This is a genomic window from Streptomyces sp. R33, from assembly GCF_041200175.1.
Lineage (GTDB): Bacteria > Actinomycetota > Actinomycetes > Streptomycetales > Streptomycetaceae > Streptomyces > Streptomyces katrae_B.
This window is the reverse complement of sequence record NZ_CP165727.1, coordinates 355768-380030: the sequence shown is the minus strand read 5'-3', so window position 1 is coordinate 380030 and position 24263 is coordinate 355768. Positions and strand designations below refer to the sequence as shown.

Below are 24263 nucleotides of genomic sequence, written 5' to 3'. Positions count from 1 at the left end.
TGGGGAGGTCCTCATGTCGGACACCATCAACCCCACCTCAGGCGGGGGTGAGCCACGCTCTGCGGGCAAGACCCTCACGGGCCCCACCGGCGCCGGAACCGCGCCCGAGACGCGGGGCCGGACGACCATCGCCGACAGCGTGGTCGAGAAGATCGCCGGAATGGCCACCCGCGAGGTGCCGGGCATCCACAGCCTCGGCTCCGGCGTGTCTCGCACGCTCGGGGCGGTGACCGACAGGGTCCCCGGCGGACGTCCCAGCGTGAGCCGTGGCGTGAAGGTCGAGGTGGGCGAACGGCAGGCGGCCGTCGATCTCGACGTGGTCGTGGAGTACGGCGTCGCCATCGTGGACATCGCCGCCGACGTCCGCACCAGTGTCATCACGGCCGTGGAACGCATGACCGGCCTTGAGGTCGTCGAGGTGAACATCGCCGTCGATGACGTCCACCTGCCCGACGAGGAGGACGAGGGGGAAGGCGAGGGACGTGTGCAGTGACCCCTCGCAGACCCCGGCCTCAGTGGGCCGCGAGACAACCGACGCGAAATTCAGGTGAGTGAAATGAGCGCAGCAACTGTGGGGCTGATTGCCGGCATGGCCCTGGGCTTCGCCGCCTTCTTCGGCGGGTTCTGGGCATTCCTGCTCGTGGCGTTCCTGGGACTCGTGGGCCTGATCATCGGCCGCATGTTGCAGGGTGACCTGGAGCTGTCCGACTTCACGCGTTCCCGGAACCGGCATGACCGCGCAACCTGAGGCTGCGCCGCACGGGGGTGCAGCAGCCCCCACCCCGCCGGTGCTACAGGCGGCCGAACGTGGGGCCACGGTGATCTCGGACAAGGCGGTCGCCCGCATCGCGGCCCGCGCCGCAAAGGAGGCGGTGGCCACGCACACGGACGCCTCGGTCGCTCACGGGAAACTGGCCGCTCCGCGCGCCTCGGTCACCGTCGGCGGCGGCGCGGTGCGGCTGGGGATGACTCTGGACCTGCCCTACCCGGCGGACCTTGCCGGTGTCTCCCGTCAGCTGCAGCAATACGTCAGCGAGCGGGTGGCTCATTTGACCGGGATGCGCGTCACGGAAGTCACCCTTGCAATCGAGCACCTGATTCCCGCCGACGGCCTGGAAGACCGCCGCGTGCAGTGAACCGGACCGCATTTCCCACCGGGAAGGAGAGCCGGCATGGAACGCGAGCAAGACCCTCCGGCCGAGAAGGAGCAGCCCACCGAGACCGACGAGGCCACCTCCCGCACGGTGGGGCTGCTGGACGAGCAGCCCCAGGCCGGACCACGATCGGCTGCTCGGCGCCCATGGTCCGCGCGCCGCATACCTGCCGCGGTCGTAGGCCTGATCATCGCGGTCGCGGCGGGGGCCCTCTTGTTCGACGTCGTCAGGGTTCGCGCCGGCCAGGCCGCCGCAGGGTGGCGCAGGCGGCTGGCCGAGGAACTGGCCAGCCGCCCGCTGGATGATCCCGCGATGCAGATCGGCGCCGCCCTCATCGCTGTTCTCGGCCTCTGGCTGATCATCCTGGCCCTGAGCCCGGGCCTTCGCCGCCAGCTGCCCCTCGAGACTCCCGACGCGTCTATGCACCCCGTACTGGACCGCGGGGCCGCGGAACTGAAGCTGCGGGATGCCGCGATGCGCGTCCCCGGAGTCAGCGCTGCCAAGGTCCGGTTCTTCCAGCATCGCGTCCAGGTGCGCGCGAATGTGCGATTCCGTGACCCCGTCGACGTCAAGGCCGATCTCCTGGCCGCTCTGCGGGAGGCGCTCGACCGGCTCGCCCTCGCGCGCCCTCCGTCGCTCGACGTCCGGGTACGCCCACATCGCAAGTAGTTCCGCCCGGGGCTGCCGGGAGCCAAGCAGGAGGCAGAAGGGGATCCGATGAAGAGAAAATCCGCAATCAATCGAACTCTGCTGGCCTTGGCAGGCATCGTCCTGCTCGGCACGGGCCTCCTGATCCTGGCGGGCGGCTTCGACCTGTACCGGCGCTGGTCACTGACACCACCCGACGGCTGGCCCCTGACCGCTCCCCACGACGTCCTGCTCGCCGACGCCGACCGCACCCGCTGGGCGGACGAATGGTGGTGGTGGCCCGCAGCCATCGCCGTCTTGGCCATCGTCACCCTGCTCGCCCTGTGGTGGCTGCTGGCGCAGGTGCGCCGCACTCACCCCGGCAACCTGTCCGTGGGAGGAGCTCACGGCGTGGACGGAGTGGAGCTGCGCGAGGGCGCCCTCGGCGACGCTCTGGCAGCCGACGCCCGGCACCTGCCCGGTGTTCACCAAGCCCGCGCACGGATGGACGGCTCGTCGAGCCATCCCGAAGCGCATTTCGACATCACCCTCGCCCCCGACACCGAGCCCGGCCCCGTCCTGCAGGCGCTGTGCGACGGGCCGCTGGAGCGCGGCCGCCTGGCCACAGGCCGGGCTCTTCCCGCAAGGGCGCACCTGCGGTTGACCCCGCACAAACCCCACCGTGCCGAATAGGATCCTGCCCGCCGTCTGCAGAGCTCCTCTGATGTCCGGTGAGTGCGCGCCGCGGCGTGAACCGCGGACTCACCGGCCGTCGCACCGATGCCCGCGACTGGCACTCCATCCAGCTCGACGACTGAGAAACCCTGCCCCAGGCCGGCCGCTCAGAAGGTCCAGCCCAGAAACGGCGTCGCAGAACGCTTCGGCAGCCCGGGGATCACGCGCCATGGGGCTCAGCCAACACGGCGCGCCCGCGACATCCGTAGTGATCTGCACACGGTCCGCCTTCAACCGTCCTGGGAGTTCCGAGGCTCGCACACATTGTCCTTTTGATCCAAATGTTCGGAAACGCGTATTTGTTCTCGCGAGGGGTAGGGGCTGACCAGGCTTTTACTGCCAAGCGCCGAGTGGCAGGGAGGCGAGAAGGAATGGGTGCAGGCAAGAAGGCAAAGAACGTTGCCAAGACGACCAAGGGCAAGGTGAAGGAGACCACGGGCAAGGCGCTGGGGAACGAGAGCATGGAGGCCAAGGGGCGGGGCGAGCAGATGATGGGTGACGCGAAGCAGACCGCCCAGAAGGCGAAGGACACACTGAAGGGCTGACACGCCGAAGTGAGGCTGGTACGTGAGGTGACGTGGGGGTGAGGGCCGGTGGGAGATCTCCCACCGGCCCTCACATGCTGCTTCGAGGGGACCGCCTCACGCGGGCTGTCGCTGCCGGCGTCGGCGAGGCGGAGCGGGCTCCTCATCCTCCTGCTCCTCTGCCTCCTCGTCCGGTTCCTCGTCCGGTTCCTCCTCAGGTTCCTCCTCGGGTTCCTCGTCTTCCTCTTCAAGTTCCTCGTCGCTGTACTGAGCGTCCTCGTCCTCGTCTCCTTCTTCGTCCTGCTCTTCGCCGTCCGCGTACTCCTCCTCGTCCTCCTCGGCGCCGCCGTCCCCGTACTCGCCTTCCTCCGTCTCTTCGGCTTGTTCTTCTTCGAGGGCTTCTTCGTGGGTCTGGACGACCTCGCCGTCGCGGATCTCGCCCCGCCAGCCTTCCGGCTCGTCGGTGGTGAGCATGGCGTGGCGCAGGAAGTTCTTCAGGTCCAGGCGCAGGCGGCGGCCCTGCGCGCGCCAGAGGTTGCCGGTCTTTTCGAACAGCCCGGAGGGGTAGTACTCGACGACGATGACGATGCGGGTCAGCGACGGGGCGAGTTCGTGGAAGGTGACGCAGCCGCGGGTTGTTCCCTTGGCGCCCTGAGAGGTCCACACGATGCGGTCGTCGGGCACCTGTTCCTGGACGGTGGCCTTCCAGCTTCGCGTGGAGGGGCCCACCTTGACCTTCCAGTCGCTTGTGGTGTCGTCGTCCCGGGAGACGTCGCGGACGCCTTTGGTGAATCCGCTGAAGTCCTCGTACTGCGTCCAGTGGTCGTAGACCGTGCGCAGCGGCAGGCCGACGTCGAGAGCTTCGACGATGTTGACGACTTTGCCGCCACTACTCTTGCGGCCACGGCCTTTGCCGCCACCGAACGCCTCAGTGACCTTGTCCTTGAGGTCGCCGAATTTCTGGCTGGCGATCGCTTTCAGGGGGGAGTCGCCCTGCAGGAGCCGGCCGCCGATGCCGACGACGTCCGAGAGGCTGCCCTTGTTGTCGGCGACGTCGTAGAGCTGGTCGGTCACGTCGGAGAGCTTGTCGGTGGCCTTGTCGGCCAGCTGGTCGGCCTGGGCAGCGAGGTATCCCGAGAGTTCCTTCAGTAGCTTGTCCATCCCGGAGAGGGATTCCGACGAGCCTTTGCGGTCTGAGGTTGCCATGGCCTACCTCCGCGTGGACGGCTTGCGCGCTGCCGTCTTCTTGGCGGCCGTCTTGCGAGCCGGGGTGCGGCCTGTGGTCTTCTTGGCGGTGGCCTTGGTGGCAGCGCTCTTGCGTGCCGGGCTCTGAGCGGTGCTCCTCTTGCGCGGCGGGGCGCTGGTCTTCTTCGCAGCCGCCCTGCGCGGGGCGCTCTTCTTGGCGGGCGCTGCCTTCTTCGCGGGCCGGGCGCCGGCGGTCTTCTTCGCTGCCGTCTTCCTGGCTGGGGAGGACTTCTTCGGCGCTGCCTTCTTCGCGGGTGCGGCATCCCTGGAGGGCGCTGCCTTCTTCGCGGGCGTCCTCTTTGCCGGTGCGGCCTTCTTCGCAGGCGCTGACTTCTTCGCCGGGGTGGGGCGCCGGACGGTCTTTCGGGCGGGGGTACGAGTCCGGCGCAGTCGTGGGGGAGGCTCCTCTTCTTCTTCCTCCTCTGGCTCCTCCTGCTCGGGCTCTTCCTCCTCCTCTTCTTCCTCTTCCTCTTCCTCAGGTTCCTCCTCCTCTTCGGCCTCCGCCTCCGGTTCCTGCTCGCCTTCTTCCTCTTCTTCGCCTTCTTCGACTTCGTCCTCGGGCTCGGCGTACCCCTCCTCGTCCTCTCCCGCGTAATCCTCGGCTTCCTCGTCCTCGTACGGTTCCTCGTCCTCGTCCTCGCCCTGCCCTTCCTCGTCCCGACCGCTGCCGGTGAGCCCGAGGGTGCGCTCGTGCAGTACGCCGGCGAGGTCGGCGAGCTTCCGGTTGGCCGCGACAGCCAGCGCCTGCTTGCCGGCGTCGAGGGCTTCTCCGCGCAGCTGTTCGGCGAGTTCTTCGAACTGCGGCATCTCCTTGAGGCGGGAGGCACCTTCCTTGAGCAGCTGGCCGGGTTCGAGTCCGAAGCGGCGGCCGGCGAGATAGGTCGCCACGGTGAACGCCAGGCGGCCCTTCTTCGCCCGGCCGAGTAGGTAGCCCCCAGCCACAGCGGCTGCGAGCGCGATCTTGGTGGTGTCCTCCATGGTCATTCCCCTGCCAGGGCGGATTCGGTCTTCGTGGTGTCGCCCGCGGAAAGTGGGTCGCCACGCTCACACTGCCCGCTGACGAGAAGTGGACCGGCCGGAGGCCGTCCTCGAAAAGGCTTCTGCCCCCGTTGTGGGGCTTATGCCTGGATTTAGTGACATTCTAGTTTCTGTGAGCCCATCTCCCCAAGGGAGGGGCATATGGCCGCAGCGGAACCTGCACGCCCCCGGCGGGCCTCTTCGCACAGCGCCGGTGACGGTGAAGGGCAGGACAGGGAAAGGCCCGGGCGCGCTGCGCCCCGGCGCCGTTCCGGAAAGTCGGGCGCGGCGGCGGCGATGCGCGCCGCGGCGCAGCAGCTCGCTGAACTGCTGGGCCGGCTTCCGGATTCCGTCTCCTCGCTCAAGCCGACCGAGGACGGCTGGGAGGCGGAGGTGGAAGTGGTGGAGCTGGAACGCATCCCGGACACCACCAGCGTGATGGCCAGTTATCGCGTCGCGCTGGACGAGGAGGGTGAGCTGATCTCCTACAAACGCACCCGCCGCTACACGCGCGGCATGATCGACCGGCCGACCTGAGCGCAGGCCGACCGGCGGAAGGAGGCGCCATGACCATGGTGCCGCAGGGCGGCGGCCCCGTCGCCCGAGGGCAGGGAGGCGGCACGAGCAGCCTCTACGACGTCCTCGAGCTCATCCTCGATCGCGGGCTGGTCATCGACGTCTTCGTCCGCGTCTCCGTGGTGGGCATCGAACTCATCAAGATCGACGCGCGGATCGTGGTCGCGAGCGTCGATACCTACCTGCGCTTCGCCGAGGCTTGCAACCGCCTCGACCTCGAAGCAGGCCGCAAGGCCCCTGCCCAGCTTCCCGATGTCATGGGCAACATGCTTGAAGGCGGGGCCCGCGGGAAGACGAAGGGTGCCCTCAGCGGAGCCGTCGAGGCCGTGACCGATTCTGTGACTGGCAAATCCTCCAAGTCCAGTGAGCCGGAAGAAGAGGAAGAGGCGGAAGAGGCGCCCAGGCGGCGGCGCCCGGCTGCCCGACGCCCCGTACGGCGGGAGAAGGAGTAACCGATGCCGCTCTACGTGTACTCGATCACCGCGAAGGACCACCCCCTCCGCCTGGACGGCGTCAGCGGCGTCGGCGCCGAGCCCTCCCCCCTGCGTACGGTCACTGCAGGCACACTGTGCGCGGTGGTCAGCGACATCGCTGAGGACATCCGGCCCAAACGCCGCGACCTGAACGCCCACCAACAGGTCTTGGAGATGCTGATGGCCGACGGGGTGATCCTGCCGCTGCAATTCGGCTACATCGCCACCGACGACCTCGCGGTGCGCCAGGTCCTCGAGTCCAACGCGGAAAGCTACCTCGGTGCGCTCAAGCGTCTGGAGGGGTGCGCCGAGTACCACGTCAGGGCCTCGCAGGTCGATGAGGCACCATTGCTGCAGCAGATCCTTCAGGACGTGCCCGAGGCGAGCGACCTCAACAACCGGATCCGCGGCGGAGACCGGGATCCGGGCCTGCCGCTCGCCCTGGGCGAAATAGTCGCCCGCGAGGTGCAGGTACGGCAGGAGGCCCTGGCGGCCGGCCTGACCGAGGCGCTCGTCCCCTTCTCCCGTGAGTACGTGGCTCACCCGCCCTCGGGGAGCGACTTCCTCAACCTCTCCCTCCTCGTACCCGAAGAGCAACAGGAGGCCCTGCGCACCGCGGAAGCCAACCTGGCCCGGGAGATCGGCAGCGGCATCGACCTGCGCTTTTCGGGACCGCTGCCCCCCTACAGCTTCGTCCAGTAACCACACCCCACCCATGGAAGGGGAACGCTATGGGACTCGTGTCCTACCTGCTGACGCTCCCCGTCGCCCCGGTGCGCGCCGTCACCTGGGTCGCCCAGCGCGTGGTCGACAAGGCCGAAGAGGAGTACTACGACCCCGCTCCGATCTGGCGCCAGCTGGCCGAGCTGGAGCAGCAGCTGCTGCGCGGAGAGATCGACCAGGAGACCTTCGACCGCCAGGAGGACGAGCTGATCGACCGGCTCGAAGAGATCGCAGCGTTCCGGCAGCAGCTTCTTTGAGTCGAGGAAGGAGGGGCCAACGTGACCGAACCCCTGCCCGACCGACCCAGCAGCTTCGCCTCCCGCGCGCCGGTGCCGTACGGGCAGTCCTCCTCCAGCCTCGCCGACATCCTCGAGCGGGTCCTGGACAAGGGCATCGTCATCGCCGGCGACATCCGCATCAACCTGCTCGATATCGAGCTGTTGACCATCAAACTCCGCATCCTGATCGCCTCCGTGGACAAGGCCAAGGAGATGGGCATCGACTGGTGGGAGCACGACCCTTCCCTGTCCAGCCGGCACACAGGTAGCCCCCTGGAACAGGAGAACCGCCGCCTGCGCGCCGAACTCGAAGACCTCCGCGGCCGGCTCGAACCTGGCGGGCACGGCGAGGAAGAAGCTCCGGGCGAGGAACCGCGCGGCCGACCGGCCGGCCGACGTAGGGAGAGCCCTCCGTGAACACGTCCGGCAGCCTCACCTACGTCTACGCAGTCACCCACCGGACCGGCCTGCTGGACGACGCCCTGGCCACCCTGCACGGCATGGGCCAGGCGCCGCTCAGGCTCCTTTGCCCCCCGGCCGACACCACCGATCCCACCCCCAGTACCCCGCTCGCGTCTCTGGCCTTCGTGGCCAGCGACGTACCCGAACAAGACTTCAACGAGACCGCCCTCAAGAACCACTTCGAGGACCTGCAGTGGCTTGAGCACGTCGCGCGTACCCATCACGACGTCGTCCAGGCCGTGGCCGCCCGGGCCGCCGTCCTGCCCCTGCGCATGGCCACCGTCTACCAGGACGACCATCGGGCCCGGCAGGCGCTCTCCGCCCAGCAGGCCGTCTTCACCCAGCGTCTCGACCAGCTGCGCGCCCACACCGAGTACGGCGTGAAGATCTACCTTGCCCCCGACGCCACACAGCCCCCTCCTGCCGTCCCCGCCCCGCCCGCCACCAGCCCGGGCAAGGCCTATCTGCAGGCCCGCAGAGCCCAGCGCCACTCCCGCGACGCCGTCTATCAGCAAGCAGAGCTGGCTGCGGAGGCCATCGAGGCCATCGCCTCGCGCCATGCCACCCAGCGTGTGCGCCACGCACCCCAGCGCGGCGAACTGACCGGTCCCGAGGAGAACGTCCTCAACGACGCCTACCTCATCCCCGACGACCAGGCCGGGCAGTTCCAGGCCGCCGTCGCCGATGCCGCCCGCGGCTTTCCCGACCTGCGCATCGAGGTCACCGGCCCGTGGGCTCCGTACTCCTTCGCCATGCCGGCACCCGGGCCGGCCGACGCCCCGGAACCGCCATCATGACCGTCAGCGAACACGGCGAGCCCCTGCCCGGCCGCCAGGTCGCCCTCGTCGACCTCCTCGACCGGCTCCTGAGCGGCGGAGTCGTCCTCACCGGCGACATAGTCCTGTCCATCGCCGACATCGACCTCGTGCGCATCTCACTGCGGGCCCTCATCGTCTCCGTCAGCTCCGAGATCGATCCGCGCCCGGGCGCAGGACGGCGGACGCAATGAGTCATGACCACCCCCCGCCCCCACACTCCCGGCCCGGCCGAGTCCAAGACCTCGGCGACAGCCTGTCTCAGGCCTTCCGCCTGATCCAGGCACCCCCCGCCCCTCACGACCGACCCTCCCGCCCTGCCCACCGCCTGACCACCGACCCAGACGCCGTCGGCGAGGACCTCCTGAAGCTCGTCCTCACCGTCGTCGAGCTCCTGCGCCAGCTCATAGAACGCCAAGCCCTGCGCCGCGTCGATGCCGGCGATCTCACCGACGAACAGGAAGAAGAACTCGGTGCCACCCTCCTCGCACTCCATGACAGCCTCGCCGACCTTTGCGAGGAACATGGCTACGCCTTGGAGGACCTCAACATCGACCTGGGCCCCCTCGGCCCTCTCCTTCCGCCGGGCTGATGTTCCACCTGCACCACGCGCCCTACAGCAGAGGCGCGGCGCGGTCTCCTGTTCACCTGAGCCGCCTACTGCGGCGGCAGGGACGGGGACCCCACGCCTATGAAGTGGGGGACCCCACGCCTATGAAGTGGCCGCGCTCAGCGCGCCGCCAGCAGGTCCAGCTCGGCCTGGTACAGCAGGGCGGGGTCGCATTCCATCCCGGCGAAGTGACCGCTGAGTTCCAGGGAGAGCACCCCGTGCAGCCGGGTCCGGAAGGAGATGGCCAGGCACTGCGCCGATGCCGTCCCGGTTCGCCCTGCCCATCGCCCAGGGCCATCAAGTGGGACCTCGGGCGTAGTCGCGGGCGAGTCAGGCACATCGGCACAGGCATCGACGAGGATTTCCATGATCTCCGCCGCCAACGCGGCGATATCGGCGGGGCTGCGGTAGCCCGGCACCGGAGGTCCGTAAACGAGGAAATACCGCTGCGGATCATCGAGCGCCCACATGCGCAGGGCCTGTCCGAGGCCGACAAGATCCCCTTCTCCTTGGGCAGTGGCAGCCCTCAGTGTCCCCACCAGACTCTGGTAGGCGTCATGCACCAATTCTGTGAGCAATTCGTCGCGGCTAGTGAAATAGCGGTAGAGCCCGGCGCCGCTCAGGCCCATGAGTCGGGCGATCCCGTTGAGGGAGAGCGCGGACGTTCCGGCAGTGGCGATCTGCTCCCAGGCCCGTTCTTTGATCTCTGAACGCACCTGCTTTCGGTACCGCTCACGGGGCGTTGTCGTCGAAGCTGCATCACCCATGACAGCCTCCTCCTCGCGAGTTACACCCTATCGCTCGCGAGGGATTGCTGTGCTTCCGCTCACCATGGATCCGGCAATAAACCAGTCTCACCTCAGGGGTTCTCGCCCCGGTCGGACCGGCTCGAGCGCGGCACGAACGCCCCGGACTGGTGGTTTGCCCCAACCGGATTCAGGGCTTGAACTTGTCCGTCGCCTTCTCCTTCAGATGCCGGGCCTTGCCCCGCGCCCCCGAGGCTGCGCCCTTGGAGGCCGTGGTCTTTTGCCCCGTGGCCTGTCCCGCCTCCTTCGCCGCCCGGCCGAAGATCTGCTCGGTCGCTGCCTTCATCTTCTCTTTCGCACTCAGCTTCTCCCCCCCCAATTGCCTGTCCGCTGCATTTCTCCACCACTGACCTTCTATCCGCCTGCCCCAGCGGAAACGGCCCCGCCCAAACGCGTCGAGCCGGCCACTTACGACATGCGAGAGCCGAGTGCCGACCGATCACGGCACTGTGCCCAAACCGTGGGAAGCTTGTTTGGCTCCTCCCGATGCACGCCGATGAGGAGGAGCAGCCACCCGATGTGCGGCCGAGCCTCAGCCTTTCGACGATTCAGCCCCGGGGATCGGCGACGCGGGACACGGGACCGAAAACCCGGAGGCGCGGGAGTACGACATGCCAAACGAACCCGGTCCGAAGATCGGAGCGAGGCTGTACGACGCGGCCTACTACCAAGGGAACGTCATCACGGTGCGCCCCGACAGATGGGACCGGGGTGAGGGCGCAGTCGTCTACTCCCTCGCCTACCTCGGATTGCGGCGCCTCGGCTCCTTGCAAGCCCCCGTCGAGGCCTCCGATCCCGAGAAGCCGTTCCGCCAGGCGATCGGCTGCGTCACTCACATCACCGTGTGGGCGTACAGGCCCGACACTTGGCCGGATCACCCGGACGAGCACGGAACGACCTGGCAGCAGTACAGCGCTGATACTGCCGACCTCGGCACCTGGGCGGCGAGAACGAAGTACGTGCGCGTCTGGAAGCAGGCCAATGACGGAGTATTCGACGTGGACCTGCTTACCGAGGACAGCTTCAGGCCCCCGATCACGATCATGGAGTGAGCGTTTTCAACGCTGGCTCTCCAGGGTGAGGACTGCTTTGGCTGCCTGGGTGAGCCAGATGAGGCTGCAGGGGGCACGACAGAAGACCTCCCAGGTCTTCCGTCGTGCGATGTTGCGTTCGCTTGCCTCAGGCAAGCTGGTGATCGCCGCCGGTGATGGGGATCCTGCGCGGCTTGGATTCACCCGACTTGGAGATACGGACTGTCAGGACTCCACTGTCAAGGGTGGCCTCGGTCTTGTCGCTATCGATGCCCCCGGACAGGCTGGCGCGGTAACAGAACTTGCCCCTGCGGTGGGTGAGTACCTTGTTCGACTTCTTGTCGAGCTCGCCCGTGATGTACAGATCGTTGCCGTCCATCTCCACGGCGATGTTCTCGCGGGGAACGCCGGGCATCTCAGCCTTGATCACGTACGCGTCCTCGGTCTCCTCCTCTTCGGTCAAGGGCGTCCACCCTTGACCACCGGGCTGGGCGAGGGCGGCCTGCTCCAGGTAGTGGCCCATTTGGTGCCGCATGGACCCGATGGGATGCCGGGGGTCCAACCAGCCCGGGCTGGGGCGGCGCCACATGGTGTCGCCGGAATTCCGTCGAACCGAGAAGTGCATGACAGGATCCCCTTCCCTCGTCACGCTTGGTACATAGCGGCCCGAAGCGAGTGGGTAACGGCATGCTCCTGTGCCATGCTCCTTCCCCCCTCCCCGTCCGCCATGCCTACCGGAGCGAGGCCGGACGATCGACGGGCCGGCCGCGCGCGGGGGGAGCAGGAGTGCTGGTGGGCCTATCCGATGAGGCCGAGCCAGTAGCGGTACGCCGAGGCGAAGGGTTCGACGCCACCACCACCGTCACCTTCGCGACGGACCCTCTCCATCAGCCACTCGCAGGTCTGCCGGGCCGCCGCGACAACGCTGTCGGGGTAGCCATAGCGCATTCGCCGTTGTGCGAACTGATCCTCGTCCTCGACATGGGCCTCGCCACCCCGAGGCCGCACGACATCGAGATCGAGGTCCACCATGCTCACGACGGTCCCGTCCGCGTTCCAATCGGGAACCGTGCACACATCGCAGTACACCTCCGGACCCGGGTCCGCACAGAACGTGGCCGTCCACCAACCACCGCGCGGGACCAACATCACGTGCGCGAACCTGCCTGGTCTCTCGCCCGTGGACGAACTGACGGGAACACCCTGCGCCGTGCCCAACCACACGCCGTGCTCGTCCTCACCCAGCCGGACGGCCGTCCACCGCGCGCTCAGACGGCCGTCGTACTTCCGGACGTCGACCAGCACGGAAGCGCTCTCTTTGACCATCCCACGACGTTAACCCGATTGTGCCGGCCACGCTGTTCGGGCCTCATGACCGGCTTCACGCGACAGCAGGCGGCTGGGTGATGGCGTCGGCCGAATGGCGGCTGGGGCTTCCTTCTTCTGCGGGTCTGATCCACGTATCCGAGCTCGCATAGCGCCGTCCGCCGAATTTCTGCCTGCCTGGCCTGCGCAGCTTGCGCCCAGGGGTTGTGGCCGACGACCGCACCGATCAGCATTGCCGCGGCGCCCCCCACTCAGCGGCGGCTTCTTCGCGCCGGCACCCACCTTGCCCGTCGCGCGCGTGTGGAGCTGGAGGGCAGGGCGGAGATCGAGGGCCTCTACGCCGACCAGTGCACCGGACTCGATGGCGCTCGCTGTGACATCGCGATGGTCCGGCCCCCCGGACGATCACAGCCGGCTCGAGCTGGCGAAGGGCCGCAGCCCCCCGATGATCCGTGCAGGGCCGTGCAACCGAGCCACCCGTTAGGACGCTGCAAGGTGCTGGTGAGGAGGGGAGGTAAGAGGCTGGGTGCATGTCCGCCAAGCTGATCGTCTACCCGCCCGACGAGCAGGGATGGCGCAAGGTGCGCTACGACGGCGTCGCCATCGGGGTTGCGCACCGCCCGTCCGACATCCGTGTCTTTCTCGCTGCCGCCGGGCTGGAGAACGCCGAGGACGTGGACCTCACCGATCCCGACTTCGTGGAATGGCGAGGCGCCGGCCCCGAGGCGTGGGATCCCTCTCCCTGAAGCAATCTCCGCCCCGGCGTGAACGCTGCTCCGTGCCGGGCCGCAGCAAGGCGGGAGCGTACCGAGATGCGGGGCGGCCAACCGTCGGCGAAGGCGGAGTCCCGTGCGGTACGGCGCCGTGTGCTGGGCAGAGGTGACCGGAGTCGCCGCCGGCCCTGGACCCGCGCAGTGCGGCACTGCTGGCGGCGGCGATGGAGGTCTGTGGTCGGGCTTGACGGCGTCGAGCTCCAGCAGCCGCTGCTGCGCGGCCCGCGCATCGTCGAACGCGACGTCTTCGCCGGCTTTCCCCGGGCAGGTAAGGCTGACTTTGGCGCCCGGGGCAGCCGCGTAGAAATCGGCGAGCTGTCTGGCGTCCTTCGCCCACATCGCTTGGCAGAAGATCTTCCCGGCTGAGGGCTGTCCCGTAATCCCTGGCGGATCAGCGCACGGCGTCAGATGCGGTGCATCGCAAGGCGGAGGGGCGTCCGCATACTGGGCGTATGCGGACGTTCCGACAACGCAGCGAGGCGCCGTAGCTGTCGTCGTGCGCCCGCCGGGGATTGTGGGACAGCCCTTAGGGGAGCGGGGCGGTGCTGCTGAAGGCCGATGACCTCCTTCGTGGTGACTCATAGCGACTGGTGGAGGGTGCGCGGGCGGCCCGCCCTCCTGGAACCGGTCGCGCGCCCCGCGCCGACTCCCCGTGACGGCACATCCGTCATCCGTCCGCCGACGGTACGGACTGACCGCTAACCGCCTCACTCCCCGTCGCGCGCCCAGCCCTCCGGGGCTGAGGTGAAGGCGATGCACTCCACGTCGATGCTGTCGGCGAGCTCGTCCAGCACACCTGCCAGACTGTCGACGGTCTGACGGTCCACCGCCGGATCGTCGACGTCAGCCGAGTTCATCCAGTCGACGGCGAGGGTACGAAGCAGGGCGGTGACCCGGTCGGCGGGAATCAACGTAATGCCATCGTCTCCCGGGATGAGCGGAATCGTGACGTGGATCATGAGACCGCCTCCGGCGAGAGTGAGTCGGTGGGTGGTCGCTCCCTGCCCTCGCGGAACGGCGAAGACATCCGCGCAAGCGTCGCCGAGGAGCACATACCCGCAGTGACCGAGGTCAATCCCCAAGCTCCGGGCACCGGAGTCCGGGCTTACCTTGAGCGACGGAGGGTAGACGCTCCACCGCGGCACCCGCTTCCAGCATCGGGAGGATCGATGACCCGACGAGTGCACGAGGTGATGACGGGAAATCCGGTGACGGTCGAGCAGCTGACTTCGCTGGCAGAGGCCGCACGGGTGATGCGGGACGCCGGCATCGGGGACGTACTGGTCGTCGACCAGGGCCGGCTTTGCGGCATCCTCACGGACAGGGACATCGTCGTCCGCGCGTTGGCCGAGGACCAGGACCCGGCCGAAACGACCGTACGGGCGATCTGCAGCGGCGATCCGCTCACGGTCCGGCCCGACGACCGCGTCGACCAGGCCATCGACCTCATGCGTCGGCGCGCGCTGCGGCGCCTGCCGGTGGTGGAAGCCGAGAACGGCGAACTCGTCGGCATCGTCACCCTCGGCGATCTGGAGGTCGAACGGGATCCGGGGTCGCCCCTCTCCGCCATCGCGGCGGCCGAAGGGAGAGACCGGTGAAGCGGACGTATGAGATGCAGGACGCGAAGCCGGACGGAGCAGCGGCGGCGCGGAGCTGCTGGGACGACTTCGCACGGGTACTCCGGCAAATGACCGTCGCAACCGCTGCGGGTCCTCTTCGGGCACGTCGCAGTCGATGCGGAACGCCGCCCTTCCGGCGCGCGGCAGGTCGAGGTGCGTTCAGCAACTCCACGGCAGCGATCCGCGGATCGAGGAGGTTGCCGTCGACGCCACGGGCCGGGCCACCGCGCCGGCGTCGCGTGGACGTCGGTGACGACCCTCGTACATGCCGAACTCTCGTGAGGAACCGGACCTGGAATGCCGCCTGACCGACGGCAAGGTTCCCGGAACGGAGCCGACCGGGCCCGAGGGCGCGGGGAATCACGCACGGCGGTCCCTTTTCGCCGCAGGGCGTCGTCGGATGGTCGGCAGGGCCCCTGCCTACCCCAAAGCGGCGTTCTCGCCGAGCAGGTCCAGCAGTGGCGCCCGGTGGAGGGCGGCGACCGGCTCGAGCAGGTCGGGGTGACGCAGCAAGGGGGCGGCGTCCTGTTCGTGGTCGCCGGGGCGGGTGAGACGGGTGAGATCACCGGCCTGGCCACGATCGGCGAGGTGGTGGGCGTCGATGGCGAGGGCGGGGTCCGCGAGGAGGCAGGCGGCCCAGCTGACGACGGTTTCGTCCACCCATGTTCGCCAGCCGGCGTCGGCGTCGCCGCCGTGATCGGCACTGGTCAGCCAGTCCAGCCGGGCGCTTCCGCCCGGGCCGAGCAGATGCAGCAGCTGTGCGTCGAGCGGGGTCGGGTACCGCAGGGCGGTAGCAAGGGTGACGGCCTGCCTGGCCTGGGCCTCGGCGACCGCCCGGCTGTACGCGCCCGGGGCGGGCGGGAAGGCGGTGAGCAGCCAGCGTGTGCCGGCGGCTATGACAGGTGCGAGATCAGCGGACACAGCGGCTTCCTCGGGGGCGTGCTCGCCCTGGCCCGTGCCGGGTCCGCGAGCTGCGGCGCGAAGCTGCGCCGCTCCGCTCGTGGCCGACCAGCGTAGCCGGAAGCGACGGGTGAGCGGCATGACGCACGTCACCGTCGTCCAGGGGCGGCGGGCCCGGAAGCATGCCTGCGGGCCCGCCGCCCTGGATGGGGGCTACTTGCCGCGGCCGGTCACGAAGTCGCGCGCCCGGTCCACCAGGCCTGCGCCCGGTGCGAGGAGCTTGCTGGCCATGGGACTGCTCGGTGCGGCAGGGTGCGGGCGGGTGGGCGCCATGGCCTTGGCGCGGCGGATCTTGTCACCGAGATCGTCCAGCTGCTGAGGGGTGCAGGCTCTCTTCAGCATCGGGAAGAGGTTGGTCTCCTCGTCCTGGACGTGGGTGGCGACCTCTTCCATGAGCTGCTGCAGGAGCGGGCTGATCTGCCCGTCGGTGGTGCTCATCTTTTCCAATTGCTTGAGGATCTTCTCGACGCGGCTGTGGTCCTCGATCTCCTTGTCCGCCATGCGCCCGCCGCCCTCGACGTGCTCGCGTACCGCCGGGTAGAGGTACTGCTCCTCAGCGACCGAGTGCCGGACCAGCTCGATGGTGATCTCGTCGATGAGATCGCGGAGCTCCTGCCCGGTGCCGGTCATGGCCTGGAGTCGGCTGAACATCTCCTCCACCTCCCGGTGGTCGGCCATCAGCTCGTCGATCACATTCCCGCCGTGTCCCATGTCGCCTCCATGTGTGTTCGGGTCGGGCCGCTGCGGCCCGATCCGATCGCTTCCCCGCCGGACCTGGGGGCGCTCGGGCGCAGAGGGTGCCTCACCCGCTTGGAGCAGGCAGCTGCCTTGCGCCGGAGCCCGTGCCGGCCAGGAAGATGTAGGAGGGCGCCATCTCGGTCAGCGGGGCCGGCCCAGCGGTGCCTGCTCACCGAACTTCGCCGTGCCGGGGCATCGTCGCCGGGACCAGCAGCGTCAGCACCAGGCCGGGGGCGACTGCCTTGACGCGGATACCAGCTCAGCGATCAACTGCGCCAGGCCGTGGCGTTCGGCTGGTAGCCCTGGACGGACGCGGTGTTGATGACCGACCCGCCTCGCGGTACGTGCCCCAGCGCCTGGCGGGTAAGCCAGAACCCCGTTCAGGTTGGTCTTCACCACCCGGTCGAACTGCTCCTTGGTGATCGCCTCGATCCCGTCCGGCTGGGACATCCAGTAGGCGGCATTGCTGACCGAGATGTCGACACGCCCCAGCTCATTCACGGCCCGGTGACGAGAGCTGCGCACTGGTCTTCGTCCCGGATGTCGCAGAACACGGCCACTTCCTTGCGGCACCGGGCGGGTGCGGGGGTGCGGCCTCCGTCGCAGCCCTGATGGCCAAGGCCGCACCCCCGTCAGCTGCCTACCCCGACCGCGCGGTCTCATGTGCGTTCCACGTGCGTTCGGGCACGTCAGCCCCTTGCAAACACTCCAGAGCGGCCGAGCCGTCGTCCCGGCGGCGCCCGCCTGGGCCCTGGCGGATAGACGACCGGGCGCGGATTGGCATTCCGGGGCTGCGTTGGGCCGGCAGTGCGGGCAGGGGGACTCCGTCGGCCAGAGCCCGGCGGGCCTCCTCGCTGCACAGGGGTGAGCAGTGCTCGCGTGCATCCCGGCATGTCCTCGGCCGCCAGGTCGGCCGCATCCAGGCCGAAGCTGTCGAGGTCTTCCGCGGGCGAAGGAACTGGGCGCCGTTACTGACGGGCCCGCATGATCATCGAGAGCAGGATCACCGCCTCGCTGTTGGGGTCAGGGTCTCGTAGTCACGGGCCAGGCGGCGCAAGTGCATCAGCCATGCGAATGTGCGCGGACGTCGTCAAACGCACCGACGACATAGAGGGGTTGGTGAGCGCGATTTTCTCTTTCGCCCAGTTGATGAGGCCGCCGGAGCCGCCGTCGGCCCAGATGAGGGTGATCTCCCGGGGCAGCCAGCGCAGCCTCTGAAGCAGAGGCGCGGCCGCGTCGCGATTACCGAAGTCCGCAGCGGCCTGGATGTCCGTCCAACATCTCTCTCGGCCTCCGTCCCTCCTTGAAGGAAGATTTATACCGTTTATTGACAGTTTAGCGTGAATTGGAGTACTGTCGACGTGCCATGAAAGAGAAGCGCGCGTACGAGAGTCCGCTGCGTGCCGGGCAGCTCGAGCAGACCCGGCAGCTGATCCTCGCCGCGCTCACCGAGGCCATCGCCGACGAAAGCGTCCGGGAGCTGACCATCCCGCTCGTGGCGGAGCGCGCAGGCGTCGCCGTCCGCACCGTCTACCGGCACTTCCCGACCAGGGAGGCGCTGTTCGCGGCCTGGAGCGGGTGGGCCCAGGAGAATCTGCACGTGCTCACGCAGTCTTACCCGGACACCTTGGAAGGGCTGCGCCGCGTGGCGCCGGAGCTCTACCGCTCGTACGACGAGCACGCGCCACTGATCCTCGCCATGCTGAACTCCAAGGCGGCCCGGCCGCTGCGGGAGCAGGGCCGCAGGGACCGGTTCCGCTCGGTGGAGGCGGCGCTGGCCGAGCTCACGGCGGAAGCCGACCCGGTAGCCCGCCGCCGCGCGGTCGCCGTGCTGTACCTGCTGGTGAGCGCCCCGGCCTGGCAGGCCATGCGGCTGCAGGCGGGGCTCGACGGGGCGGAGGCCGGCATGGCCGCCGCCTGGGCGGTGCGGGTGCTCACGGACCAGCTGCGGCGAGACCCGGACGGCCCGCTACGCCCCCCGAGCGGATGACCGTCGAGGAGAAGAGTCATGAGCATCGCCACGGAACGCACTTTCGCTCCGCCGGGGCCGGGTACCTGGTTCCTGGACCCGACCCACTTCACCCGCCCGGTGACCAGGTTCCACGCCGAGATCTTCATCGAAGAGATGCACCGCGGCTTCGGAGAGAGCCTCCGCCGGTACGGGTCGCTGCTGGAACGGCTGGACTGGGCCTTCGTCAACGGTTTCTGCTACTACCATCCGCAGCCGCTGGGAGCCCCGCCGGACGCCACGGACCACCCGCCGAGGGAGGTCTGGGAACGCCTTGCCGCCGATCATCCCGAGATCCGCACCAGGCTCGCGACCAGCGCGACCGTCTTCGAGCGCAAGCTGTGGCGCGAGGACCTGCGCCGATGGGACGAGGAGGTCAGACCCGGGCTACAGCGCGAGCGGCGCGAACTGCAGCAGGTCGAGCCCGGTCTCCTCGATACCGGCAGTCTGCTCGCCTACCTCGACCGGTGCCGGGAGCACCAGCGCCGAGCCGGCTACCTGCACCACCTGTTCAACATGCCGGCACTACTGCCGATGGGCGATCTGCTCGCACACTGTCAGGAGTGGACCGGGCGTACCACCGGCGAGATCCTGGCCCCGCTGGCAGGATCGAGCCCCGACCCGCTGGCGGACCGGGAGGAACTGGCCGAGCTGGCCGCCGCCGTGGCAGCGGACCCCCGGGCGAGCGAGCTGCTCGCCTCCCCGGCGCGACCCCAGGAGCTGCTGGTGGCGCTGGGGGCCGTCGCGGGACGTACGAGTACCGCCCTCGCCGAGTACCTGGAGACGGCGGGCTGGCGCCCCGTCAATGGCGAGGACGTGGGCGATCCCTGCGTGGCGGAGTTGCCCGCCGTCGTGCTGGCGGCCATTCGCTCGGCGGTCTTCTCTTCGACAAGGCCCCAGGCCGACGCCCGCGGCGACCAGCACGCCGACGCGGCGGCCGACCTTCGCGACGCCGTACCCGCGGCGCACCGCTTCCGCTTCGACGAGCTGCTCGCCGAGGCGCGGTTGGTCTCCCGGCTGCGCGACGAGCGCGGGTCGTGCGCGGACCTGCCGGCCATCGGCCTCACCCGGCGCGCCCTCCTGGCGGCCGGCCGACGGCTCACCGAGCAGGGCCGGATCCACGCACCCGCCCACCTGGCCGAGGCGGGCTACGCCGAGGTGCGCTCCCTGGTCCGTACGGGCTCCGGGCCCGACGCCGCAGAACTCGCCGCCCGGGCGCACTACCGCGACCACGCCCGGTACGCGGACGCGCCGCCGATGCTGGGTCCACCCCCGGGCGACCCGCTGCCGCCCGATTGGCTGCCGCCCGCCGCGGCACGCCTGGAACGCGCCCTCGGGGCCATCGTCCTTGCCATGTTCAGCAACCCGGCAGCCCGGACCGAGGGGCGGACCGTGCACGGGCTCGGCGCGAGCCCGGGCGTGTACGAGGGCACGGCACGGGTGATCAGCGGCGTGCCCGAGTTCGACCGCATCCAGCCGGGGGACGTCCTGGTCACCGGCGCGACCACCACGGCCTTCAACATCGTCCTCCCCCTGCTCGGCGCGATCGTCACCGATCGCGGTGGGGCGCTCTCCCACGCCGCCATCGTCGCCCGGGAGTTCGCCATCCCTGGCGTCGTCGGATGCACGGATGCCACGGCGGTGATACCCGACGGCGCCTGGGTGCGGGTCGACGGCCAAGCCGGAGAGGCGGCGGTGGTCCGATGACCGGTCCGCTGTCGCCGAGCACGTGGTCCGCCCCGGTGCCGCTCCGCCTGGCCACCGACGAGAGCCGGTACGGCGGCAAGGCCTCGCAGCTCGCGGCCGCCGCCCGGGCCGGTCTACCGGTACCGGAAGGAATCGCCCTGGAATGGCTGTTTGTCGACGTCGTCGCAGCAGGCGACGACGAGGCGCTCGCCGCGCTGCACGTGTCGACCACCGACTTGCAGGGCGGCGGGCTGGCCGTGCGTTCATCCGCGCTGGGCGAGGACTCGGCCGCGGCGAGCTTCGCCGGACAGCACCTCACCTGCCTCAACGTACGGGGTCCGGACGGGCTGACCGAGGCGGTCCGAACGGTGAGAGATTCGGCGCACTCGGCCGCCGCGCTCGCCTACCGTGAGCGGCTCGGGCTGCCCGGCCGGCCCAGAGTGGCAGTGGTGGTACAGGAGTTGGTGGTACCCGAGTGCGCCGGAGTCCTGTTCTCCCGCGACCCCCTCGACGGCTCCGACGTCCTGGTGATCGAGGCGAGTTGGGGCCTGGGCGAAGCCGTGGTCAGCGGCCTGGTCGTACCGGATCACTACCGGGTCCGCCGCGACGGCCGGGTGATCGAGCGCACGGCGGGCATGAAGGACCTGGCCGTGGAGCCCGCGCTGGCCGGCGGAACGAGCCAGGTCCCGGTTCCCGCCGACCGAATTCACCGACTCTGCCTCGACGAGATGCGGTTGGAGAGCCTGCGGGAACTCACCGCCCGCTGCGAGCAGGTCTTCGGCGGGACGCAGGACCTGGAGTGGGCCTTCGTCGCCGACCGTCTCCGTCTGCTCCAGCGCCGGCCGATGACCGGGGCCGTGCCCCCGCATTGACCCCCTGCGTAGCTGCCCACCTCAGATCGGGACGAGCGTGGACCGCTTGTGGTTGAAGATGCTGGCGGCGTCCCAGATAGGGCACGACCCTGAGAGGGGCAGCCGAACGGTGTAACCACGGCGGTTGGGGCTGCCTCAGCCAGGGCGACCTGGTATGAGTTGATCATGAATGCTGACACTCTTGACGCGATGGAGCGCCTGCTCGCAGAGCGGGCTTGTGAGCGGCTGGTCGTCGAGTTCGTCCACCGGCTCGACCTCGGGGACCCGGGCTCGGTGGCGGACCTCTTCACGCAGGACGGCACCTGGGAATGGCCCGCCGGCGACCGCCGCATTGCGGGTCACGACGCCCTGCGCATCTACTTCGGCAACCGGCCCGCAGACCGATTGTCACGCCGCATATGCACCAACATCCTGGTTACCGTGACCTCTGCGGACACCGCCGCCGCCACCACCTACTTCACCACGTACCGTGTCGACGGCTACAGCGAGGGCCTCGTACCGCCGCGGCCCCCGGTTCAGGTGGGGCACTACGAAGACACGTTCCGCAAGGTGGACGACACCTGGCTGCTCACCACGCGGACTCTCTTCCTCTCCTTCGCCGGTCCCACGGAACGCCTCGACGGGCCCGGCCGGTCATGAGAACGGCTCCCAGCCGACCGGCCGTCAAGGGCCCTGCGCCACGGGGAGTGGCACTCCACAGAACTGATGCTGTTGGTGATCTTCGCTCGGTGGGGTGAACCCCCTTCGACGTGCTTTCGTGCTGGCGGTTGGTGTGCTGCTGTTGTCGAGCGGGGTAGTTCTGCCGGTCGGAGGGGGCCGGGATGGCAAGGGGGTGTGGTTCCGGTCGGGTGATTCCGCCGCTGACGGTGAAGATGGCCCGGGCGAGCAATCCGCGGGGCACGGCAGCGATGTGGATACGTGACCGCCTGGACGAGTTGTTCGTCGACGAGGACTTCGCTGCTTGGTATCCGGCGGACGGGCGCCGGGGTCTGTCGCCGGCCCGGCTCGCGCTGGTATCGGTGCTGCAATACACGGAGAATCTGACCGACCGGCAGGCGGCAGAGGCCGTCCGGTGCCGCCTGGACTGGAAGTACTGCCTGGGCCTGGAACTGGACGATGCGGGCTTCGACTTCTCGGTGCTGAGCGAGTTCCGTGACCGGCTGGCCGAAGAGGACCGCGCAGACCGGCTGCTGGCTGTGATGGTCGAACGTCTTGCGGCTGCGGGCCTGGTCAAACGCCGTGGCCGGGTCCGCACCGACTCGACCCACGTGCTGGCGGCAGTACGCCGGCTCAATCGGGGTGAACTGGTCGCCGAGACACTGCGGGCGGCTCTGGACGAGCTCGTTGCACACGGCGAGGAATGGCTGGCTGGGCTCGTCACCGCGGACTGGGGTGACCGCTACGGCCGCCCAGTCCGCTATGACCGGCTTCCCCGCGGAGGAGATGCCCTGATCGCCTACGTCCTGCGGGTCGGCGGGGACGGCATGCACATCCTGCGAGCCGTCCATGATGCCGATGCCCCACCCAGACTGCGTGCATTGCCCGCTGTTGAGGTTCTGCGGCAGGTCTGGGTCCAGCAGTACTGGCTCGACGAGGACGGACGACTGTGCTGGCGGGGACCGAAATCCAGCCGGGACCGGGCAAGCCGCAGGACAACCGAACGTCGCAACACGGGCAAGGCATCAGCGGACGGCAGACCCGATCCCGCTTCGGCGCGAGTGCCATGGTCGGGCCTCGAGATCGTCACCCCGCACGATCCCGAGGCCCGATACAGCCAGAAAGTCACCGCCGCCGGACAGCAGGACTGGATCGGCTACCGCGACCACCAGACCGAGACCTGCGACGAGACCGGCCCGAACGTGATCGTCCAGGTCACCACTCGGCCGGCGCCCGAGCAGGACATCGACGCCCTCGACCGGATCCACCTGGGACTGACCACGCAGGGGTTCCAGCCCACCGAACACGTCGTTGACAGCGGCTACATCTCGCCGGACAGCATCCACCACGCCGCCCAGCAGTGGGACATCACACTCTTCGGACCAGTCCGTGACGACCCGCAGGCCGGCAAACGGCCCGGATTCGCCAAGCAGGACTTTCACATCGACTGGCAAGCCCGCACCCTGACCTGCCCCAACGGCGTGACGAGTCCGCCATGGAAGCCCACACTCGGCGACGGCCACCCCCGGCTCTCCGTGCTCTTCCCACGCAAGGCCTGCCGCGAATGCGCCGACCGGCTCAAATGCACCGGCAACGTCGAAGGCAAGGGCCGACACGTCTTCCTGATGCCACAACCTCTCCAGGAGATCCAGACGCAGAACAGGGCCGACCAGACGACAACCGAGTGGCGCCGGAGATACGCGATCCGCGCAGGCTGCGAGGCCACCGTGTCCGAAACCGTTCATGCCCACGGCCTGCGGAACTGCCGCTACCGCGGCATGGCCAGAACCCACGTCCAACACGTGCTGACGGCAGCCGGAACGAACATCATCCGACTCAGCGGCTACCTCTCACCGGGCATCGCACCGCCCAGCAAAGCGCGGCCGAGGAGCCGCTTCCAGCAGCTCTGCCGCAACCTGCCCACCTAAGATCACCAACAGCATCCAGAACTTGAGCCAGAGCCCGATCTCGCGAACAAGGCCGGCATCGCCGTCATCGGCCTGTCGTAGGGGTGCACCGGTGAGGGCGCCCGTAGCGTGCGGTCATGCCTGATGCCCTGCCCGCCCGGAAACGGTCAACGCTGTTCGACCGGTTGCGGAACGGGCAGGACCTTCCGACCGCCGCGCGGGCCGCGGGCCTCGAGGGGCGGGAGGTGTTCACGGCCGCCCGCACCGACACGGCCCTCGCACTGCTCCAGGCCGGCACCGACCCCGACGAAGTCGGCGCCACCGGCATCACGGAACGCACCGAGTATCTGCGGCTCCTCGCTCTGGGCTGCCCCCTGAGCCTGGCCGCGCAGATCCTGTTCGGCGGCGCTGGCAAGGCGCGTCATTGGCGCCGCGATGATCCGGCGTTCGCGAGGGCCTGCGACGCAGTCAAGGAACTTGGCGCCGGGCAGCCCGCACCCGCTCGGCCCCCGTTTCACCCCCGACCGCCGGGGGCCTTCCTCGACCACCTGGAAAACCCGGGTTGTCCGTCACCGCCGCCGCAGCGCAGATCGGGATCACCACCGCTGTGATCTACCAGCGCCGTAAACGCGATCGTGCGT

The 24263-nt window shown here is 69.1% G+C and carries 33 protein-coding genes and 2 pseudogenes; 25 read left to right on the top strand and 10 right to left on the bottom strand.

The features are described from left to right. Positions 1-13: 13 nt before the first annotated feature. The 6 genes from AB5J51_RS02040 to AB5J51_RS02015 all read left to right on the top strand — a co-directional run bounded on the left by AB5J51_RS02040 (position 14) and on the right by AB5J51_RS02015 (position 3061). A complete protein-coding gene (locus AB5J51_RS02040) occupies positions 14-493 on the top strand; it encodes an Asp23/Gls24 family envelope stress response protein (RefSeq protein ID WP_053788977.1) in 480 nt (159 codons plus the stop codon). Positions 494-556: 63 nt separating this feature from the next. Next, complete coding sequence (locus AB5J51_RS02035; RefSeq protein ID WP_369776541.1) at positions 557-748, top strand: hypothetical protein; 192 nt, start codon at positions 557-559, stop codon at positions 746-748. A gap of 70 nt (positions 749-818) precedes the next feature. Next, positions 819-1136 carry a hypothetical protein gene (locus AB5J51_RS02030; RefSeq protein ID WP_369776540.1) on the top strand — a complete coding sequence of 106 codons (318 nt, stop codon included), beginning with the start codon at positions 819-821 and terminating at the stop codon, positions 1134-1136. 36 nt (positions 1137-1172) lie between these two features. After that, a complete protein-coding gene (locus AB5J51_RS02025) occupies positions 1173-1823 on the top strand; it encodes a DUF6286 domain-containing protein (RefSeq protein ID WP_369776538.1) in 651 nt (216 codons plus the stop codon). Positions 1824-1910: 87 nt separating this feature from the next. Further along, entirely contained in the window at positions 1911-2474 is a 564-nt protein-coding gene (locus AB5J51_RS02020) for an alkaline shock response membrane anchor protein AmaP (RefSeq protein WP_369776536.1), read from the top strand. Positions 2475-2887: 413 nt separating this feature from the next. Continuing rightward, positions 2888-3061: a CsbD family protein gene (locus tag AB5J51_RS02015; RefSeq protein WP_369776535.1), complete on the top strand. Its 174-nt coding sequence runs from the start codon at positions 2888-2890 to the stop codon at positions 3059-3061. A 96-nt stretch (positions 3062-3157) separates the two neighbouring features. On the opposite strand, the gene AB5J51_RS02010 is transcribed toward AB5J51_RS02015, so the two are convergent. Then, positions 3158-4246 (bottom strand): SRPBCC family protein, encoded by a 1089-nt coding sequence (locus AB5J51_RS02010; RefSeq protein WP_369776534.1) that lies wholly within the window; start codon positions 4244-4246, stop codon positions 3158-3160. Positions 4247-4249: 3 nt separating this feature from the next. Next, entirely contained in the window at positions 4250-5263 is a 1014-nt protein-coding gene (locus AB5J51_RS02005) for a histone protein (protein ID WP_369776532.1), read from the bottom strand. Positions 5264-5464: 201 nt separating this feature from the next. On the opposite strand from AB5J51_RS02005, the gene gvpO reads away from it, so the two are divergent. Genes gvpO through AB5J51_RS01965 form a run of 8 tightly spaced genes read left to right on the top strand, consistent with a single transcriptional unit; the run spans position 5465 to position 9221 of the window. Then, on the top strand, positions 5465-5839 hold the full coding sequence (gvpO, locus tag AB5J51_RS02000; RefSeq protein WP_369776530.1) for a gas vesicle protein GvpO: 375 nt from the start codon (positions 5465-5467) through the stop codon (positions 5837-5839). Positions 5840-5868: 29 nt separating this feature from the next. Beyond that, positions 5869-6330: a gas vesicle structural protein GvpA gene (locus tag AB5J51_RS01995; RefSeq protein WP_369776529.1), complete on the top strand. Its 462-nt coding sequence runs from the start codon at positions 5869-5871 to the stop codon at positions 6328-6330. Positions 6331-6333: 3 nt separating this feature from the next. Then, positions 6334-7053 (top strand): GvpL/GvpF family gas vesicle protein, encoded by a 720-nt coding sequence (locus tag AB5J51_RS01990; protein WP_369776527.1) that lies wholly within the window; start codon positions 6334-6336, stop codon positions 7051-7053. A gap of 29 nt (positions 7054-7082) precedes the next feature. After that, on the top strand, positions 7083-7331 hold the full coding sequence (locus AB5J51_RS01985) for a gas vesicle protein GvpG (protein ID WP_369776526.1): 249 nt from the start codon (positions 7083-7085) through the stop codon (positions 7329-7331). Positions 7332-7352: 21 nt separating this feature from the next. Then, positions 7353-7769, top strand: coding sequence for a gas vesicle protein (locus AB5J51_RS01980; protein WP_369776524.1), 417 nt, complete (start codon positions 7353-7355; stop codon positions 7767-7769). Next, positions 7766-8611: a GvpL/GvpF family gas vesicle protein gene (locus AB5J51_RS01975; RefSeq protein ID WP_369776523.1), complete on the top strand. Its 846-nt coding sequence runs from the start codon at positions 7766-7768 to the stop codon at positions 8609-8611. Before AB5J51_RS01980 ends, AB5J51_RS01975 begins: the two co-directional genes overlap by 4 nt. Beyond that, positions 8608-8823 (top strand): gas vesicle protein, encoded by a 216-nt coding sequence (locus AB5J51_RS01970; protein ID WP_053788989.1) that lies wholly within the window; start codon positions 8608-8610, stop codon positions 8821-8823. The genes AB5J51_RS01975 and AB5J51_RS01970 overlap by 4 nt, the downstream gene beginning before the upstream one ends. Then, on the top strand, positions 8820-9221 hold the full coding sequence (locus tag AB5J51_RS01965; RefSeq protein ID WP_136226847.1) for a gas vesicle protein K: 402 nt from the start codon (positions 8820-8822) through the stop codon (positions 9219-9221). Before AB5J51_RS01970 ends, AB5J51_RS01965 begins: the two co-directional genes overlap by 4 nt. A gap of 137 nt (positions 9222-9358) precedes the next feature. On the opposite strand, the gene AB5J51_RS01960 is transcribed toward AB5J51_RS01965, so the two are convergent. Next, positions 9359-10006: a TetR/AcrR family transcriptional regulator gene (locus tag AB5J51_RS01960; RefSeq protein ID WP_136226848.1), complete on the bottom strand. Its 648-nt coding sequence runs from the start codon at positions 10004-10006 to the stop codon at positions 9359-9361. A 169-nt stretch (positions 10007-10175) separates the two neighbouring features. Next, positions 10176-10331 carry a hypothetical protein gene (locus AB5J51_RS01955; RefSeq protein ID WP_168724402.1) on the bottom strand — a complete coding sequence of 52 codons (156 nt, stop codon included), beginning with the start codon at positions 10329-10331 and terminating at the stop codon, positions 10176-10178. A gap of 325 nt (positions 10332-10656) precedes the next feature. On the opposite strand from AB5J51_RS01955, the gene AB5J51_RS01950 reads away from it, so the two are divergent. Then, the gene (locus tag AB5J51_RS01950) at positions 10657-11097 is read left to right on the top strand and encodes a hypothetical protein (RefSeq protein WP_136226850.1); all 441 of its coding nucleotides are present in this window, start codon (positions 10657-10659) and stop codon (positions 11095-11097) included. 127 nt (positions 11098-11224) lie between these two features. On the opposite strand, the gene AB5J51_RS01945 is transcribed toward AB5J51_RS01950, so the two are convergent. Next, positions 11225-11701, bottom strand: a complete 477-nt coding sequence (locus AB5J51_RS01945; protein ID WP_136226851.1) for an Hsp20/alpha crystallin family protein — start codon at positions 11699-11701, stop codon at positions 11225-11227. 173 nt (positions 11702-11874) lie between these two features. Further along, positions 11875-12402, bottom strand: coding sequence for a DUF402 domain-containing protein (locus AB5J51_RS01940; RefSeq protein WP_369776521.1), 528 nt, complete (start codon positions 12400-12402; stop codon positions 11875-11877). Positions 12403-12702: 300 nt separating this feature from the next. Here AB5J51_RS01940 and AB5J51_RS01935 point away from each other — a divergent pair. The 3 genes and pseudogenes from AB5J51_RS01935 to AB5J51_RS01925 form a co-directional block, all read left to right on the top strand. Further along, positions 12703-12874, top strand: a pseudogene (locus AB5J51_RS01935) (VOC family protein); the annotation flags it as partial. Between the two features lie 58 nt (positions 12875-12932). After that, positions 12933-13148, top strand: coding sequence for a hypothetical protein (locus AB5J51_RS01930; protein ID WP_133895458.1), 216 nt, complete (start codon positions 12933-12935; stop codon positions 13146-13148). A gap of 201 nt (positions 13149-13349) precedes the next feature. Beyond that, a complete protein-coding gene (locus AB5J51_RS01925; protein WP_369776520.1) occupies positions 13350-13541 on the top strand; it encodes a hypothetical protein in 192 nt (63 codons plus the stop codon). Positions 13542-13882: 341 nt separating this feature from the next. Here AB5J51_RS01925 and AB5J51_RS01920 read toward each other — a convergent pair whose 3' ends face one another. Beyond that, positions 13883-14134, bottom strand: a complete 252-nt coding sequence (locus AB5J51_RS01920) for a DUF6213 family protein (protein ID WP_136226853.1) — start codon at positions 14132-14134, stop codon at positions 13883-13885. A 210-nt stretch (positions 14135-14344) separates the two neighbouring features. On the opposite strand from AB5J51_RS01920, the gene AB5J51_RS01915 reads away from it, so the two are divergent. After that, positions 14345-14773: a CBS domain-containing protein gene (locus AB5J51_RS01915; RefSeq protein WP_053788996.1), complete on the top strand. Its 429-nt coding sequence runs from the start codon at positions 14345-14347 to the stop codon at positions 14771-14773. Positions 14774-15214: 441 nt separating this feature from the next. Here AB5J51_RS01915 and AB5J51_RS01910 read toward each other — a convergent pair whose 3' ends face one another. From AB5J51_RS01910 to AB5J51_RS01900, 3 genes and pseudogenes are all read right to left on the bottom strand, one after another. Next, a complete protein-coding gene (locus tag AB5J51_RS01910) occupies positions 15215-15715 on the bottom strand; it encodes a hypothetical protein (protein WP_136226854.1) in 501 nt (166 codons plus the stop codon). A gap of 192 nt (positions 15716-15907) precedes the next feature. Next, positions 15908-16465 carry a hemerythrin domain-containing protein gene (locus AB5J51_RS01905; RefSeq protein WP_133895455.1) on the bottom strand — a complete coding sequence of 186 codons (558 nt, stop codon included), beginning with the start codon at positions 16463-16465 and terminating at the stop codon, positions 15908-15910. A gap of 91 nt (positions 16466-16556) precedes the next feature. Then, a pseudogene (locus tag AB5J51_RS01900) lies at positions 16557-17061 on the bottom strand (SDR family oxidoreductase); the annotation flags it as partial. Positions 17062-17858: 797 nt separating this feature from the next. Between AB5J51_RS01900 and AB5J51_RS01895 the strand changes: the two are divergent. The 6 genes from AB5J51_RS01895 (at position 17859) to AB5J51_RS01870 (ending at position 24233) form a co-directional block, all read left to right on the top strand. Continuing rightward, complete coding sequence (locus tag AB5J51_RS01895) at positions 17859-18482, top strand: TetR/AcrR family transcriptional regulator (protein WP_369776519.1); 624 nt, start codon at positions 17859-17861, stop codon at positions 18480-18482. Between the two features lie 18 nt (positions 18483-18500). Further along, positions 18501-20207, top strand: coding sequence for a PEP-utilizing enzyme (locus AB5J51_RS01890; protein WP_369776518.1), 1707 nt, complete (start codon positions 18501-18503; stop codon positions 20205-20207). Continuing rightward, entirely contained in the window at positions 20204-21058 is an 855-nt protein-coding gene (locus tag AB5J51_RS01885) for a PEP/pyruvate-binding domain-containing protein (protein ID WP_369776517.1), read from the top strand. Before AB5J51_RS01890 ends, AB5J51_RS01885 begins: the two co-directional genes overlap by 4 nt. A 165-nt stretch (positions 21059-21223) precedes the next feature. Beyond that, entirely contained in the window at positions 21224-21697 is a 474-nt protein-coding gene (locus AB5J51_RS01880) for a nuclear transport factor 2 family protein (protein WP_369776516.1), read from the top strand. A gap of 209 nt (positions 21698-21906) precedes the next feature. Next, positions 21907-23643 (top strand): IS1182 family transposase, encoded by a 1737-nt coding sequence (locus AB5J51_RS01875; RefSeq protein ID WP_369776515.1) that lies wholly within the window; start codon positions 21907-21909, stop codon positions 23641-23643. A 116-nt stretch (positions 23644-23759) separates the two neighbouring features. Continuing rightward, complete coding sequence (locus AB5J51_RS01870) at positions 23760-24233, top strand: hypothetical protein (protein ID WP_369776514.1); 474 nt, start codon at positions 23760-23762, stop codon at positions 24231-24233. Positions 24234-24263: the final 30 nt, after the last annotated feature.